Below are 14,765 nucleotides of genomic sequence, written 5' to 3'. Positions count from 1 at the left end.
ACACCGATGGCCGCCGGTGCGACGCTGTGATCATGAGCCGTATCGAAGCGCCCCGCGACGAGGTGACCGGCAATCTGCTCGACCGGCTCCACGCCGGCCTGCCCGCCGAGGCCGTCCTCACCGACCCCGACGTCACGGCCTCCTACGCCAACGACATGGCGAGCTTCTGCCCGGCCGGCGCCCCCGCGGTCGTCGTCCTGCCGCGCACCGTCGAACAGGTCCAGCACGTCCTGCGCACCGCCACCGAACTGCGCGTCCCGGTCGTCCCGCAGGGCGCCCGCACCGGCCTGTCGGGCGCCGCCAACACCACCGACGGCTGCATCGCGCTCTCGCTCGTCAAGATGGACCGCATCCTGGAGATCAACCCGGTCGACCGGATCGCCGTCGTCGAACCGGGCGTGGTCAACGCCACCCTCTCCCGCGCCGTGGGCGAACACGGCCTCTACTACCCGCCGGACCCCTCCAGCTGGGAGATGTGCACGATCGGCGGCAACATCGGCACCGCCTCGGGCGGCCTGTGCTGCGTCAAGTACGGGGTCACGGCCGAGTACGTGCTCGGACTGGACGTCGTCCTGGCCGACGGACGGCTCATGTCCACCGGCCGGCGCACCGCCAAGGGCGTCGCCGGGTACGACCTCACCCGGCTGTTCGTCGGCTCCGAGGGCTCGCTCGGCGTCGTCGTCCGCGCCACCCTGGCGCTCAAGCCGCAGCCGCCGCAACAGCTGGTGCTGGCCGCCGAGTTCGCCTCCGCGTCGGCCGCCTGCGACGCGGTGTGCCGGATCATGGCGGGCGGTCACGTGCCGTCGCTGCTGGAACTGATGGACCGTACGACCGTCAAGGCCGTCAACGACCTGGCCCACATGGGCCTGCCCGAGAGGACGGAGGCCCTGCTGCTCGCGGCCTTCGACACCCCGGACCCGGCCGCCGACCTCGCCGCGGTCGGCGCGCTGTGCGAGGCCGCGGGCGCCACGCAGGTCGTCCCCGCCGAGGACGCGGCCGAGTCCGAACTGCTGCTGCAGGCGCGGCGGCTGTCCCTGACCGCGCTGGAAGCGGTCAAGGGCACGACGATGATCGACGACGTGTGCGTGCCGCGGTCCCGGCTCGGCGCCATGCTGGAGGGCATCGAGCGCATCGCCGGCACGTACGGCCTCACCATCGGCGTCTGCGCGCACGCCGGCGACGGCAACACCCACCCGACCGTCTGCTTCGACGCCGCGGACCCCGACGAGTCGCGGCGCGCGCGGGAGTCCTTCGACGAGATCATGGCCCTCGGCCTGGAACTCGGCGGCACCATCACCGGCGAGCACGGGGTGGGCGTGCTGAAGAAGGAGTGGCTGGCGCGGGAGATCGGCCCGGTGGGGGTGGAGATGCAGCGGCAGATCAAGCAGGTCTTCGATCCGCTGGGCATCCTGAACCCGGGCAAGCTGTTCTGAGTCGCGCGTGAGGTCACTGGGCGAGCAGCTGGTCGAGCGCGTCGTCGATCCCGAGCTGCTCGCCCTCAGTCCCCGGGGGCACCACCCGCAGCGTCCGCTCCAGCCAGGCGGACACCTGGGCGGCGGGTGCCTCCAGCAGGGCGTCTCCGTCGGGTGAACTCAGCGCCATCAGCACGACGCTGCGGCCGTCGGTCTTCGTCGGCCACACCCGCACGTCCCCGTGGCCGCACGGCCGGAACACCCCCTCCACCAGCAGGTCGCGGGAGAACGTCCAGTGGACCGGGTGCTCGGAGTTGATGTGGAAGGTGACGTGGACGGCGTACGGGTCGTCGGTGCGGTAGGCGAGCCGGGCCGGGACCGGGATGCTGCGTTCCGGCGACAGGATGAGCCTGAGCTCCAGCTCGCGCTCCACCACGGTGTAGTGCATGGCCTGGGGTTCCTCTCTCGGTCGGGGCCCGGTGGGCGGGCCGTCACGAGGGGAGAGGCGGTGCGGGCGCGACCATTACGCGGGTTCGGAAATTTTTTCCGGAACGTGTGAAGCCGTTGCACGGGGTTGCCCGGAAAGGGGCGGGAGTGACGGGACTGGCGGTGGGGGCGCATCCGGTCTGATAGATGTGGAGCCCCCCATATCCACCCGCGAACAGATACGGGACGACGGACATGAGCGCCCCAACCCCGGCACCCGGCGACGACAGGCCCCGCGAGGGCTATTACCCCGACCCGTCCATCCCCGGATACATCCGGTACTGGAACGGCGCCGCCTGGGTACCGGGCACCAGCCGCCCGGCCCCGGCCGACGGCGAACCGCTCGCCCCGCCTCCGGGTCCGGCGTCGGTGGAGGAGACGGGCCCGCACTTCTTCGACGAGGACCCGGACGCGCAGCCGTCCCCGTCCGACGCGCAGCACGGCAGCCGGCCGGAACCCGCCTCCGCGTGGGGCGCCGACCGTTCCCAGCAGTCCGGTTTCGCCGACGACCAGAACCGCCGCGTCTCGTGGGGCTCCCCGCAGCCGGCGGACCCCCGCGTCCCGACGGACCCCGCCACCCACACCACCCACACGGACGGCACGGCGACCATCCCCCCGGCGGACACCGCCCCACCGGACGGCACCTTCGTCTTCCGCAGGCCCACGACGGGGCCGGGCGGCGGGGGGCCAGGGGGCAGCACCGAGCAGAGACCACCGACTCCCGGCAGGAGCGACGGGAGCGCGCCGGGCGGGTCGGGTGGACCGGGCGCGCCGGGCGGACCGGGTGCGCCCGGAGGGGCCAGTACGCCGGGCGGATCGGGTGTGCCCGGAGGGTCCAGTGCGCCGGGCGGATCGGGTTATGGCTCGGGCGCGGTGGGTCCGGGTGCGTCTGGCGGTCCGGGGGGGCCTGGTGCGGTGGGTGGATCGGGTTATGGCTCGGGCTCGGGGGGTCCCGGTGTGTCCGGTGGTCCCGGTGGGGCCGCTGCTGCGGGCGGACCGGGTTATGGCTCGGGCTCGGCGGTTTCGGGTGCGTCCGGTGGTCCGGGTGGGGCCGGTGCGGCGGGTGGAGCGCGCTATGGCACGGGCTCTGGGGGGCCAGGTGCGTCTGGTGGTCCCGGTGGGGCCGGTGCGGTTGGTGGAGCGGGCCATGGCTCCGGTTCCGGAGGGGACGGAGCGGCCGGTGGGTCGGGTGCGTCCGGGGCCGGCGGGGGGGTGGGCCATGGCGCGGGTGCCGGCGTGCCCGGTACGCCCGGAGCTGTCGGTGGACCCGCCTTCAACGCCGGTGCGGCCGGCGCGGATCGCGGTGCCGTCGGCTCCGGTCACCCGGGAGCCTCCGGTGGGCCCGCCTTCCACGCGGGCGGCGGTGCCGCGAGTCCGGCCCGTCCCGGCGTTCCCGGTCCTGGTGGGGCCCTTGACGACGAGGGCACCATGACGTTCCGCGCGCTGACCCCGCGCACGGGTCGGCAGGGCGGGGCGCAGGCCGGGGGCACAGGGGCGCCCGGCTCCTCGTCCGGCGCGTCCGGCGCCCCCGGTTTCGGCGCGGGCAAGGCCGCCGCCGAACGCGCCGCCGCGCAAGCGCAGGCGCAGGCACAGTCCCAGGCTGGCGCGAGCGCGAACCCCGCTGCCGCCCCCACCGCCCTCTCCGTCCCCCAGCCCCCTGCCGCCCCGGCCGTCCCGCAGCAGCCAGGCGCCCCGGCCGTCCCGCAGCAGCCAGGCGCCCCAGGCACGCCCGGTACGCCCGGCGCCCCAGGCACGCCAGGAACCCCCCAACCCTCCACTCCCATGACCACCGGCCCCGGTGGCGGGCAGCCCTCCTGGGCGCAGCAGGTGCACCGGCTCGCCGGAGCCGAGGACGAGGGGTCCGTCGCGCCCTGGAAGCCCCCCGTGGAGGACGTCTTCCAGGCGGCGGCCCGGCGTCAGGCCGCCGCCCGCCCCGCAGGGCTCGGCAAGCGGCTCGCCGCGCGGCTGCTGGACACGGTCGTCGTGCTGGGCGTCACCGCCGTGGCCGCCCTCCCCCTCGGCACGAAGGCCCTCGACCACGTCAACGACAAGATCGACGCGGCCAAGCTGTCCGGCCGGACCGAGACCGTCTGGCTGCTCGACGGCACGACCTCCGTCTACGTCGGGATCATCCTGGCCGTCCTGCTCCTGACCGGCGTCCTGTACGAGGCCCTGCCCACCGCCAGGTGGGGCCGCACCCTCGGCAAGAAGCTGCTCGGCCTGGAGGTGCGGGACATCGAGGCGCACGAACCGCCGGCCTTCGGCGCCGCCCTGCGCCGCTGGCTCGTCTACAGCGTGCCCGGCGTCCTCGGCATCGGCCTCGTGGGCGTCGTCTGGTGCCTGTTCGACCGCCCCTGGCACCAGTGCTGGCACGACAAGGCCGCACATACGTTCGTAGCAGGCTGACCCGCTACGTCGAACAGCCGAGCCGATTCCGTACTCCGGACGGCCGCTCGCCGGATGCGGGGGAAAGGGGTTCGCGGTCCACTCGGGCCATGAGCACCGAACCGCCCCCCGGCGACGGCCGTCCGCCGGAAGACGACCCGTTCAGGAAGCAGCCCCCGTCCCAGGAGCCAGGGGCGGGCTCGGGCTCCCCGTACGACACGCCGTACGGCGGAAACCAGCCACCGCCGCCCCCCTACGGCGGTGATCCGTACGGCGCCGGCCCCTACCCCGGCGACCCGCTGGCCGGCATGCCCCCGCTCGCCGACAGCGGCAAACGCACGCTCGCGCGGATCATCGACCTGATCCTCGTCGGCATCGTCGTCTGGCTGGTCACCTGGCCGATCGGCGTGCACGAATACAAGGTGAACGGCAACGACATCGCGGTCGGCAAGTCCTTCGCGCAGTCCCTGGTCGCCGCCGTGCTCTACATCGCCTACGACATGGTCATGATCAGCAGGTCGGGCCAGACGCTCGGCAAGAAGTGGCTGCGGATGCGCGTGGCCAACCTCGACAACGGCGCCACGCCCTCCGCCCAGACGTCGCTGGTCCGCGCGGCCGTGCTGTGGATCCCGTTCGCCTTCTGCTGCGCCTGCGTCTGGACCGCGATCTCCGGCGGCTGGAGCTACTTCGACAAGCCCTACAAACAGGGCCTGCATGACAAGGCGGCGAAGACGGTGGTGGTCAGCACCGACTGAACCGGCGGCGCGCGGGACGGGCGGACCGGCTCAGGCGGAGGTCGACGAGCCGGTCGCCGCGACCGGCACGGGCTCCTCGGCGTGCTCGGCGGTCCGCTCGGCGGGCTGGTGCTCCGCGACCACCCGGGAGCCGGGCAGCGGAACCGTCATGGCGACCAGGAGGCCGAGGGCGAGCGCCGCGACGGCGATGACCGCGATCCCCACGCCCGAAGTCGTCTGTGACAGCAGCAGCATGGCGAGCGTCGAGAAGATCACGGTGCAGGAACCGTAGGCGAGCTGTGCGACGGTCGGACGAGGCATGGCAATCGTGTCCTCGGAAGTGGGGGTCCACGGGGGTGTCGGCCTGGCTTTCCGCCGGATTCGGGGCGTTCCGCCAATCGACTCTAATCGCGTGCATGCCCGAGCGGAACGAACAGTAAGCGTGACCTAACCAACAGTACCGGTGCACAGGGGGCGCACGGAGTCATGGCGTCCACCCAGTGGACCGAAGCGCGCGCCTGTTCGGACGGGGTGCCGGGTGTCCGTAAAGCGAACCCCCGCTCCGCATAGTGCACTTGTCCTGTGCAAGTCAAGATCTGTCTTTTTCTCGGCAACCTCTAGTCAAATGTCGTCACTTGACTTAAGGGGAGGTTCAAGTGACCCACAGACCCTGGCTGTTCAGGGCGACGGCGATCGGCGTCGCGCTCACCGCGGCGACCGCCGGCTTCTCCGCGTTCGCCGTGGCCGAGGCCGCCTCGACCCCGGCGCACGCCGACCGGCACGACCCGGCGCCCGCCCGGAGCGCGGCGCAGGACACCCTCGACGGCCCGCTGACCAAGACGCAGCAGGCGCAGAAGCAGGAGGCGCTCGACCAGGTCATATCCGGCGCCGCCACGGTGAAGGACCGCGACGGCTCGAAGGTCGTCAAGCTCAAGGGCGACGACAAGTACGTGGAACTCGGCCGGGAGAAGACCGACGAGATCTTCACCATCCTGGTGGAGTTCGGCGACCAGGTCGACAGCCGCTACGGCGGCACCGCCGGCCCGCTGCACAACCGGATAGCCCAGCCGGACCGCACGCAGGACAACTCCACGGCGTGGCAGGCGGACTACAACCGGGCGCACTACCAGGACCTCTACTTCGGCGACACCACCGCCTCGCTCAAGTCCTACTACGAGAAGCAGTCCTCGGGCCGCTACTCGGTCGAGGGCGAGGTCACCGACTGGGTCAAGGTCCCCTACAACGAGGCCCGTTACGGCTCCAACGACGCCCCCACCGGCGCCTGGTACGCGGTCCAGGACGGGGTGAACGCCTGGGTCGCCCAGCGCGAGGCGGCCGGTGACACCGCCGCCGAGATCAAGGCGGAGCTCGCCAGGTTCGACCAGTGGGACCGCTACGACCACGACGGCGACGGCGACTTCAACGAACCCGACGGCTACATCGACCACTTCCAGATCGTGCACGCCGGCGAGGACGAGTCCGCGGGCGGCGGCGCCCAGGGCGCGGACGCCATCTGGGCGCACCGCTGGTACGCCTTCGCCACCGACGCCGGCGCCACCGGCCCCGACGGCAACAAGCTGGGCGGCACCGAGATCGGCGACACCGGCGTGTGGGTCGGCGACTACACCATCCAGCCGGAGAACGGCGGCCTCGGTGTCTTCGCCCACGAGTACGGGCACGACCTCGGCCTGCCCGACGAGTACGACACCTCCGGCGGCGGCGAGAACTCCACCGGCTTCTGGACGCTGATGTCCTCGGGCTCCTGGCTGGGCACCGGCAAGGAGGCCATCGGCGACATGCCCGGCGACCTCAACGCCTGGGACAAGCTCCAACTGGGCTGGCTGGACTACGACGTGGCGAAGGCGGGCGTGCGGTCCACGCACCGGCTCGGCGTCGCGGAGTACAACACCGGCAACCCGCAGGCGCTCGTCGTGCAGCTGCCCGACAAGACGGTCACCACCCAGGTGGTCACCCCGGCGCAGGGCTCGACCCAGTGGTGGAGCGGCAGCGGCAACGGCCTCACCAACACCCTGACCCGTTCGCTCGACCTGACCGGCAAGGCGTCGGCGGCGCTGACGCTGGACGGCTGGTGGAGCATCGAGCAGGACTACGACTACCTCTACACCGAGGTCTCCACCGACGGCGGCGCCAACTGGACGCCCGTCGACGGCACTTACGGCGACGGCACCGCCATCCCGCGCGACGGCAGCGGCAAGCCGGCCCTCACCGGCACGGTCGACGCCTACCAGAAGCTGACCTTCCCGCTGGACGCCTACGCCGGCCGGAAGATCCAGCTGCGCTTCCGCTACGCCACCGACGGCGGGGTGGCCCTCAAGGGCTTCACGGCCGACGAGATCACGGTGACCGCCGGGGACACCCCCTCCGGGGGAGGCACGGTCCTGTTCGCCGACGACGCCGAGTCCGCCGACGCGGCCTGGAGCGCCGACGGGTTCTCCCGCATCGGCGCGTCCGTCACCGACGACTACCCGCAGTACTACCTCGCGGAGAACCGCCAGTACGTCTCCTACGACCGGACGTTGAAGGTCGGCCCGTACAACTTCGGCTTCTCCACGACCCGTCCGGACTGGGTGGAGCACTACCCGTACCAGAACGGCCTGTTGATCTGGAAGTGGGACACCTCGCAGGCGGACGACAACACCAGCGAGCACCCCGGCGAGGGGCTGATCCTGCCGGTCGACGCCCACCCGGCCGCGCTGAAGTGGTCCGACGGGACGGCGATGCGCAGCCGCATCCAGTCCTTCGACGCCCCCTTCAGCTGGTACCCGACGGACGCGATCACGCTCCACAACGCCGACGTGGCGACCAGGATCAAGGCCCGTCCGGGGGTGCCGGTCTTCGACGACGGACGGTCGTCCTACTACGACGAGACGATCCCGTACGCCGGAGTCAAGATCACTGACACCGACACCAGGATCGGGATCGTCAAGGAGCCCCTGAGCGGCTCGACGATCACCCTCCAGGTCGGCCCGTCCGCGAAGTAAACGGTAAAACCCCAGGTCAGAAGCGTATCGGCGGGAACCCCTGGCGGGTTGCCGCCGATCCGTGTTTAGGTGCGTCCTGTGCCCTTCTTATTGACACCGACACGCACGGGGGTGTGACCGCATGGCCGCAGGAGGTTTCTGCAAGCTGCCGACAGGCAGTGTGGTGGTGGCGTTGAACCTGCCCAGACCCACCGCCGACGGCACGGGCTGCGTCCGCGTCCTCGTCCATGCCCGCAACCGCGCCCGAGCCCTGACCAGGCTGCGCAACCTCGGCATGCGCGCGGTCTACCTGCGCGGCAACGCCGCCCCGCCCACCCCCGACGAGGTCACCGCGGTCCTGCACCACCCCGACGGCCTCATATGGCGTACGGCACCTGACAACGGTGTCGTCACCGGCCCCGAGCTGCCCCAGGAGCTGTGGCACCCGATCCGGGCCCTGCTGAGGAGACCGGCGGCGACGGCCTGACCCGCCACCGCCGGGGCGGGCGGGCCCTAGGCGACGACCGGCTTCCCGGACAGTTCGACGCCCGCTTGCCGCATCTCCTCCAGCGCCCGGTCCGTCGTCTCCGCGGCCACCCCGGCGGTCAGGTCCAGCAGCACCTGGGTGCGGAAGCCCTCGCGTACCGCGTCCAGTGCCGTCGCCCGCACGCAGTGGTCGGTGGCGATGCCGACGACGTCCACCTCGCCGACCTCCCGGGCGCGCAGCCACTCCGCGAGCTTCACCCCGTTCTCGTCGGCCCCCTCGAACCCGCTGTAGGCCGCCGCGTACGCCCCCTTGTCGAAGACGGCGTCGACGGCGCCCGAGGCGACGGCGGGCGCGAAGTTCGGGTGGAAGCCGACGCCCTCCGTGCCGGCGACGCAGTGCGCCGGCCAGGAGTGGACGAAGTCGGGGTTGTCGGCGAAGTGGCCGCCGGGCGCGATGTGGTGGTCCCGGGTGGCCACGACGTGCTGGTAGCCGGATCCGCCCGCCTGCCCGATCAGCTCGGTCACGGCGGCGGCCACATCGGCACCCCCGGCCACCGCGAGGCTGCCTCCCTCGCAGAAGTCGTTCTGCACGTCTACGACGATCAAGGCGCGGCGCATGGTGGGTGTCCTTCGACTATGAGTGGCTTACGAGCCTAGAGACTCGGACGGCGTTGCGGGAGGGCGCACCCGCACTAGCTACCCGGGCGCCCGTGCACGTACTCGGTGGGCAGGACCGCTTCCCCGCGGGAGAGCTGGGTCGCCGACATCGGCAGGGTGCCGCGCGCCGTCACATGGCGGTCCCGGACGACGTCCAGGGGCTCGCGGGCCACCACGTCCCCGCCCTTGACCAGCTCCACCAGCAGCTGCTGGTCGGCCAGCTCCGCCGGAACGGCGCCCGTGCCGACCACCTCGGCCTCCGCGACCCCGTCCGCGTCCAGCCGGCGCGCCGCCCACTTGCGGCCCCCGACGGAGGTCTTGCCGCCGCTGGACTTCTTCGCCACCGGCACCAGCGGCGCCTTCGGGTCGGCGGACTCGGCGCGGGCGACCAGCTTGTAGACCATCGAGCAGGTCGGGTGCCCGGACCCGGTCACCAGCTGTGTGCCGACGCCGTACGCGTCCACGGGGGCCGCCGCCAGCGAGGCGATGGCGTACTCGTCGAGGTCCGAGGTGACGATGATCTTCGTGTCGGTGGCGCCGAGCTCGTCCAGCTGCTGCCGCACCCGGTGCGCGACCAGCAGCAGGTCGCCGGAGTCGATGCGCACGGCGCCGAGCTCCGGCCCGGCGACCTCGACGGCCAGCCGTACCGCCTCGGCGACGTCGTAGGTGTCCACCAGCAGCGTGGTGCCCCGGCCCAGGGAGTCGACCTGGGCCCGGAAGGCGTCGCGCTCGTGGTCGTGCAGGAGGGTGAAGGCGTGGGCGGAGGTGCCCACGGTCGGGATGCCGTAGCGGAACCCGGCCGCCAGGTCGGAGGTGGAGGTGAAGCCGCCGACGTAGGCGGCGCGGGAGGCGGCGACGGCGGCGAGCTCGTGGGTGCGGCGGGCGCCCATCTCGATCAGCGGGCGGGTGCCCGCGGCCGAGGACATGCGGGAGGCGGCGGCGGCGATCGCGGAGTCGTGGTTGAGGATGGACAGGATCACGGTCTCCAGCAGCACGCACTCGGCGAAGGAGCCCTCCACCCGCATGATCGGCGAGCCGGGGAAGTACACCTCGCCCTCGGGGTAGCCCCAGATGTCGCCGGAGAAGCGGTAGTCGGCGAGCCACCGGAGGGTCTGCTCGTCGACGATCTCCCGCTCGCGCAGGAAGCCGAGGACGCCCGCGTCGAAGCGGAAGTTCTCGACGGCGTCCAGGACCCGCCCGGTGCCCGCCACGACGCCGTAGCGCCGCCCTTCGGGCAGTCTCCGGGTGAAGACCTCGAACACCGACCGCCGCTCGGCGGTGCCCGCCCTCAGCGCGGCCTGCAGCATCGTCAGCTCGTACTGGTCCGTGAAGAGCGCCGTCGAGGGAACATCCACCGGCAGCCCAAGGTCCGCTGTGTTCATGGCAAGCATGCTACACCCCTTCGCGTCAGTGTGACGATTTATCGGGCCCGTGGCAGCATGGGCCATGTGACGTCACCCGCGCCCGTAGAGATCGAACGCACCGAGTCGGCGGAGGAGGTCTTCGCCGTACCCGAGCCGGACGTCCCCTGGGTCACGATCGTCCACAACGACCCGGTCAACCTCATGAGCTACGTGACGTACGTCTTCCAGACGTACTTCGGCTACAGCAAGGACAAGGCCACCAAGCTCATGCTCGACGTCCACCACAAGGGCCGGGCGGTCGTCTCCAGCGGTACTCGCGAGGAGATGGAGCGCGATGTCCAGGCCATGCACGGCTACGGCCTGTGGGCCACCCTCCAGCAGGACCGCAAGTAGCGAGCACGCCCGCCCACCAGCGAAAAGACTCATGCCCGGACACTTCGAACCGCTCCCCGGCGGCGGCGCGGCCGTCGCCCTCGACGACGTCGAGATCTCCATCATCCGGTCGCTGGCCGTCCAGCTCCTGGAGCTGATCGGCCCCGGTCCCGCCGAGGACGCCCCCGACGACCCGCTGGCCGAGCTCTTCGCCGAGGGCCCGAGCGAGCCGCCCAAGGACCCCGTGCTGCGCCGCCTGTTCCCGGACGCCTACAGCGATCCCGAGCAGGCCCCGGCCTCTCCGGACGAGGCCGAGGAGCGGCGGGCGTACTCCGCCGAGTTCCGCCGCTACACCGAGAACGACCTGCGGGCCGGCAAGCGCGAGAACGCCCTCGCGGTGATCCGCACCCTGGACGCGCTGTCGGCGGCGGGGGACGGCGGGGCGGTGCTCAAGCTGTCGGCCGAGGAGTCCCGGCAGTGGCTGGGCGCCCTCAACGACCTGCGCCTGGCGATCGGCTCCCGCCTCGACATCACCGACGAGGACGACACCGACGTCCTGTACGGGCTGCCGGACGACGACCCCCGCAAGCCGATGGTGATGGCGTACCTGTGGCTGGGCGGCCTCCAGGAGACGCTGGTCTCGACGCTGATGCCCTGATGTGTGACGGTTCGGTGTTCGCTCAGAGGACGCTCAAATCCGGATAACGATCACGTCACCGTGACTGCCGCATACGTCCCCGGCCGGCCCTCTTTGCCCGCTTCTTCCTGTGGTGTGCGCCACTTCCGCCGCAGGTGATCAGCGGTGCGCCCGTGATAAATCTTCACGACCGCCCGGCGAACACCACCCGCATGTCCGCCGGGTGCGCCACAGCGCCGACGACCGTCGGCCTGGCACCGCTCCATTGCAATCCGGGGGGATCGAGAACCGGTCCGCGGCCGACGAGAGGCCCGGGTCGGCATGGAGAAAGGCGCACCACACACATGACCTCCGCTCAGGTCGACACAGGCACGCAGAAGACGCCCCCGGCCTCCGAAGAGGGGTACGAGCGCGGACTCGGCAGCCGTCAGGTCCAGATGATCGCCATCGGCGGCGCCATCGGCGTGGGCCTCTTCCTGGGCGCCGGCGCGAACATCGCCAAGGCCGGCCCCAGCCTCATCCTGATGTACGCCCTCGCCGGCGCGATCGTCTTCTTCATCATGCGCGCGCTCGGCGAACTGCTGCTGTACCGCCCGGTCTCGGGCTCCTTCGCGGAGTACTCCCGCGAGTTCCTGGGCCCGTTCTTCGGCTACTTCACCGGCTGGACGTACTGGCTGATGTGGGTCGTCACCGGAATGGCCGAACTGACCGCCGCCGCGATCTACGTCAACTACTGGTTCCCGGCCATCCCCCAGTGGGTGACCGCCCTGGCCTTCCTGGTGGTCCTCTTCGGGGTCAACCTGATCTCGGTGAAGGTCTTCGGCGAGCTGGAGTTCTGGTTCTCGATGGTCAAGGTCACCGCCCTGATCGGCATGATCGTGATCGGCCTCGGCGTGCTCACCTTCGGCTTCAGCAGCGCCGGCGACACCGCCGCGGTCTCCAACCTGTGGCAGTTCGACGGCTTCTTCCCCAAGGGCATCGGCTCCTCCCTGATGACGCTGCAGGGCGTCATGTTCGCCTACCTCGCCGTCGAGCTCGTCGGCGTCACCGCCGGCGAGTCGGAGAACCCGGAGAAGACCCTCCCCAAGGCCATCAACACCCTCCCCTGGCGCATCGCGCTGTTCTACGTCGGCGCGCTCACCGTCATCCTGTGCGTGGTGAAGTGGACCGAGTTCGCCCCCGGCGTCTCGCCCTTCGTCGCCGCCTTCGCGAAGATCGGCATCCCGGCCGGCGCCGGCATCGTCAACTTCGTCGTCCTGACCGCGGCCCTGTCCTCCTGCAACTCCGGCATGTACTCCACCGGCCGCATGCTGCGCACCCTGGCCGACAACGGCGAGGCCCCCAAGGGCTTCCAGCAGCTGTCCGCCTCCCGCACCCCGGCCCTCGGCATCACCGTCTCGGTCCTGTTCATGGGCATCGGCGTGGTGCTGAACTACATCGTCCCGGAGAAGGCCTTCGGCTACGTCACCTCGGTGGCCACCGCGGCCGGCATCTGGACCTGGCTGATGATCCTGATCAGCCACGTCCTCTACCGCCGCGCGGTCGTCGCCGGCCGCCTGCCCGCCTCCGCCTTCCCGGCGCCGGGCGGAGCGGTGTGCAGCTGGATCGCCATCGTCTTCCTGCTCTTCGTCACCGGCCTCATCGCCTACGACGCCGACTCCCGCGTCTGCCTGTACGTGATGGCCGGCTGGGCCGCCGCGCTCGGCGTCGGCTGGGCCGTGCTCAAGGCCCGCAACCCGCAGATCGCGGAGCGCCGGGAGCGCGAGCTGGAGCAGGTCGGCTGACCTTCCGCTCACTATCCGGACCGCCCCGTACCACCCTTCGGTACGGGGCGGTCTTCTGCTTATCCTGACGCACATGCTGACCATCACCCAGGCCCTCGTCGACCAGATCGTCGCCCACGCGCGCAAGGACCACCCCGACGAGGCGTGCGGCGTGGTCGCGGGTCCGGCGGGCTCGGACCGCCCCGAGCGCTTCATCCCCATGCTCAACGCGGCCATGTCGCCCACCTTCTACGAGTTCGACTCGGGCGATCTGCTCCGGCTCTACCGCGAGATGGACGACCGGGACGAGGAACCGGTGGTCGTCTACCACTCCCACACCGCGACCGAGGCCTACCCCTCCCGCACCGACATCTCCTACGCCAACGAGCCCGGCGCCCACTACGTCCTGGTCTCCACCGCGGACACCGACGGCCTCGGCGACTTCCAGTTCCGCTCGTTCCGCATCGTGGAAGGCGAGGTCACGGAGGAGGAGGTCAGGGTCGTGGAGGCGTACTGACACACCCGTCGACCCGTCCTCGATCTCGCAGTTCGGTCAGAATTCATCCAGCATGCGAGATCACACTCCGGGACCCTGACCGGGAATCGATACGATGACCCCATGGTTCTGAACGACGTGGGCATCGAGGCGCCGAGCGTGCTGCTCGTGGCGCGGCTGCACGTCGACCTGTGCAGGCTGAACAGCGCCATCTGTTGACGTTCCCTGCCGCCGTACGGCCGTGAGCCGCGGCGGGCCGCCGCGCGCCCACAGACCACACCTCTTCCGACAGGAGCCCGCAACCATGGCCATCGAGGTCCGCATCCCCACCATCCTCCGCACCTACACCGACGGCCAGAAGGCGGTGCAGGGAGACGGGGACACCCTCGCCGAACTCTTCGCCGACCTCGAGACCCGGCACGCGGGCATCCAGGCCCGCATCGTGGACAACGGCGAGCTGCGCCGCTTCGTCAACGTCTACCTCAACGACGAGGACGTCCGCTTCCTCGACGGCATCAACACCAAGGTCGCCGACGGCGACAACGTGACGATCCTGCCGGCCGTGGCCGGCGGCATGGCCTGATCCAGATGCGCTACGACTCCCCGATCGCCGCGGTCGGCAACACCCCGCTGGTGTGCCTGCCGCGGCTGTCGCCGTCCGAGGACGTCCGCATCTGGGCCAAGCTGGAGGACCGCAACCCCACCGGCTCGGTCAAGGACCGCCCCGCCCTGCACATGATCGAGCAGGCGGAGAAGGACGGCCGGCTCACGCCCGGCTGCACGATCCTGGAGCCGACCTCCGGCAACACCGGCATCTCCCTCGCCATGGCCGCCAAGCTCAAGGGCTACCGCATGGTGTGCGTGATGCCCGAGAACACCTCGCAGGAGCGCCGGGACCTGCTCGGCATGTGGGGCGCCGAGATCATCTCCTCCCCGGCCGCCGGCGGCTCCAACACCGCCGTGCGGGTCGCCAAGGAACTGGCCGCCGAGCA

The 14,765-nt window shown here is 71.3% G+C and carries 15 protein-coding genes and 2 pseudogenes; 13 read left to right on the top strand and 4 right to left on the bottom strand.

What is annotated here, in order from left to right; translation table 11 throughout:
* The first annotated feature begins 26 nt into the window (after positions 1–26).
* A complete protein-coding gene (locus tag ACYF6T_RS36475) occupies positions 27–1,433 on the top strand; it encodes an FAD-binding oxidoreductase (RefSeq protein ID WP_461701955.1) in 1,407 nt (468 codons plus the stop codon).
* A gap of 13 nt (positions 1,434–1,446) precedes the next feature.
* Here the strand turns inward: ACYF6T_RS36475 and ACYF6T_RS36470 are convergent, their stop codons facing one another.
* Complete coding sequence (locus tag ACYF6T_RS36470; protein ID WP_461701954.1) at positions 1,447–1,860, bottom strand: SsgA family sporulation/cell division regulator; 414 nt, start codon at positions 1,858–1,860, stop codon at positions 1,447–1,449.
* Positions 1,861–2,045: 185 nt separating this feature from the next.
* Between ACYF6T_RS36470 and ACYF6T_RS36465 the strand changes: the two are divergent.
* The 3 genes and pseudogenes from ACYF6T_RS36465 to ACYF6T_RS36455 form a co-directional block, all read left to right on the top strand.
* Positions 2,046–2,219: pseudogene (locus ACYF6T_RS36465) on the top strand (DUF2510 domain-containing protein); the annotation flags it as partial.
* A gap of 1,041 nt (positions 2,220–3,260) precedes the next feature.
* Positions 3,261–4,304: pseudogene (locus tag ACYF6T_RS36460) on the top strand (RDD family protein); the annotation flags it as partial.
* Between the two features lie 89 nt (positions 4,305–4,393).
* Positions 4,394–5,038: an RDD family protein gene (locus ACYF6T_RS36455; protein WP_461701952.1), complete on the top strand. Its 645-nt coding sequence runs from the start codon at positions 4,394–4,396 to the stop codon at positions 5,036–5,038.
* A 30-nt stretch (positions 5,039–5,068) separates the two neighbouring features.
* Here ACYF6T_RS36455 and ACYF6T_RS36450 read toward each other — a convergent pair whose 3' ends face one another.
* Entirely contained in the window at positions 5,069–5,338 is a 270-nt protein-coding gene (locus ACYF6T_RS36450) for a hypothetical protein (protein ID WP_461701951.1), read from the bottom strand.
* Positions 5,339–5,673: 335 nt separating this feature from the next.
* Here ACYF6T_RS36450 and ACYF6T_RS36445 point away from each other — a divergent pair, with 335 nt between their 5' ends.
* Entirely contained in the window at positions 5,674–8,019 is a 2,346-nt protein-coding gene (locus ACYF6T_RS36445) for an immune inhibitor A domain-containing protein (protein ID WP_461701950.1), read from the top strand.
* Positions 8,020–8,140: 121 nt separating this feature from the next.
* The gene (locus tag ACYF6T_RS36440; protein WP_461701949.1) at positions 8,141–8,485 is read left to right on the top strand and encodes a hypothetical protein; all 345 of its coding nucleotides are present in this window, start codon (positions 8,141–8,143) and stop codon (positions 8,483–8,485) included.
* Positions 8,486–8,511: 26 nt separating this feature from the next.
* On the opposite strand, the gene ACYF6T_RS36435 is transcribed toward ACYF6T_RS36440, so the two are convergent.
* Both ACYF6T_RS36435 and ACYF6T_RS36430 read right to left on the bottom strand, forming a co-directional pair.
* Positions 8,512–9,102 carry an isochorismatase family protein gene (locus tag ACYF6T_RS36435; protein WP_461701948.1) on the bottom strand — a complete coding sequence of 197 codons (591 nt, stop codon included), beginning with the start codon at positions 9,100–9,102 and terminating at the stop codon, positions 8,512–8,514.
* Positions 9,103–9,176: 74 nt separating this feature from the next.
* Complete coding sequence (locus ACYF6T_RS36430) at positions 9,177–10,523, bottom strand: nicotinate phosphoribosyltransferase (protein WP_461701947.1); 1,347 nt, start codon at positions 10,521–10,523, stop codon at positions 9,177–9,179.
* 57 nt (positions 10,524–10,580) lie between these two features.
* Between ACYF6T_RS36430 and clpS the strand changes: the two genes are divergently transcribed.
* The 7 genes from clpS to ACYF6T_RS36395 form a co-directional block, all read left to right on the top strand.
* Complete coding sequence (clpS, locus tag ACYF6T_RS36425; protein WP_095754611.1) at positions 10,581–10,898, top strand: ATP-dependent Clp protease adapter ClpS; 318 nt, start codon at positions 10,581–10,583, stop codon at positions 10,896–10,898.
* Between the two features lie 31 nt (positions 10,899–10,929).
* Positions 10,930–11,535, top strand: coding sequence for a DUF2017 domain-containing protein (locus ACYF6T_RS36420; RefSeq protein WP_461701946.1), 606 nt, complete (start codon positions 10,930–10,932; stop codon positions 11,533–11,535).
* Positions 11,536–11,858: 323 nt separating this feature from the next.
* The gene (locus tag ACYF6T_RS36415) at positions 11,859–13,298 is read left to right on the top strand and encodes an amino acid permease (RefSeq protein ID WP_461701945.1); all 1,440 of its coding nucleotides are present in this window, start codon (positions 11,859–11,861) and stop codon (positions 13,296–13,298) included.
* Positions 13,299–13,371: 73 nt separating this feature from the next.
* Positions 13,372–13,794, top strand: a complete 423-nt coding sequence (locus tag ACYF6T_RS36410; protein ID WP_461701943.1) for a M67 family metallopeptidase — start codon at positions 13,372–13,374, stop codon at positions 13,792–13,794.
* 102 nt (positions 13,795–13,896) lie between these two features.
* Entirely contained in the window at positions 13,897–13,992 is a 96-nt protein-coding gene (locus ACYF6T_RS36405; RefSeq protein WP_461701942.1) for a putative leader peptide, read from the top strand.
* A gap of 85 nt (positions 13,993–14,077) precedes the next feature.
* Positions 14,078–14,356: a MoaD/ThiS family protein gene (locus ACYF6T_RS36400; RefSeq protein ID WP_461701941.1), complete on the top strand. Its 279-nt coding sequence runs from the start codon at positions 14,078–14,080 to the stop codon at positions 14,354–14,356.
* Between the two features lie 5 nt (positions 14,357–14,361).
* On the top strand, positions 14,362–14,765 hold a 404-nt coding region (locus ACYF6T_RS36395), incomplete at its 3' end, for a PLP-dependent cysteine synthase family protein (protein ID WP_461701940.1).

The sequence above is a fragment of the Streptomyces sp. 7R007 genome, from assembly GCF_054850255.1.
This window is presented reverse-complemented; position numbering and strand designations above follow the sequence as displayed.

Bases quoted from the DNA above. Each gene is read 5' to 3' on its own strand.
- ACYF6T_RS36470 (WP_461701954.1), bottom strand. From the start codon at position 1,860: ATGCACTACACCGTGGTGGAGCGCGAGCTGGAGCTCAGGCTCATCCTG.
- ACYF6T_RS36455 (WP_461701952.1), top strand. From the start codon at position 4,394: ATGAGCACCGAACCGCCCCCCGGCGACGGCCGTCCGCCGGAAGACGAC.
- ACYF6T_RS36450 (WP_461701951.1), bottom strand. From the start codon at position 5,338: ATGCCTCGTCCGACCGTCGCACAGCTCGCCTACGGTTCCTGCACCGTG.
- ACYF6T_RS36440 (WP_461701949.1), top strand. From the start codon at position 8,141: ATGGCCGCAGGAGGTTTCTGCAAGCTGCCGACAGGCAGTGTGGTGGTG.
- ACYF6T_RS36435 (WP_461701948.1), bottom strand. From the start codon at position 9,102: ATGCGCCGCGCCTTGATCGTCGTAGACGTGCAGAACGACTTCTGCGAG.
- ACYF6T_RS36430 (WP_461701947.1), bottom strand. From the start codon at position 10,523: ATGAACACAGCGGACCTTGGGCTGCCGGTGGATGTTCCCTCGACGGCG.
- clpS (WP_095754611.1), top strand. From the start codon at position 10,581: ATGGGCCATGTGACGTCACCCGCGCCCGTAGAGATCGAACGCACCGAG.
- ACYF6T_RS36420 (WP_461701946.1), top strand. From the start codon at position 10,930: ATGCCCGGACACTTCGAACCGCTCCCCGGCGGCGGCGCGGCCGTCGCC.
- ACYF6T_RS36415 (WP_461701945.1), top strand. From the start codon at position 11,859: ATGACCTCCGCTCAGGTCGACACAGGCACGCAGAAGACGCCCCCGGCC.
- ACYF6T_RS36410 (WP_461701943.1), top strand. From the start codon at position 13,372: ATGCTGACCATCACCCAGGCCCTCGTCGACCAGATCGTCGCCCACGCG.
- ACYF6T_RS36405 (WP_461701942.1), top strand. From the start codon at position 13,897: ATGGTTCTGAACGACGTGGGCATCGAGGCGCCGAGCGTGCTGCTCGTG.
- ACYF6T_RS36400 (WP_461701941.1), top strand. From the start codon at position 14,078: ATGGCCATCGAGGTCCGCATCCCCACCATCCTCCGCACCTACACCGAC.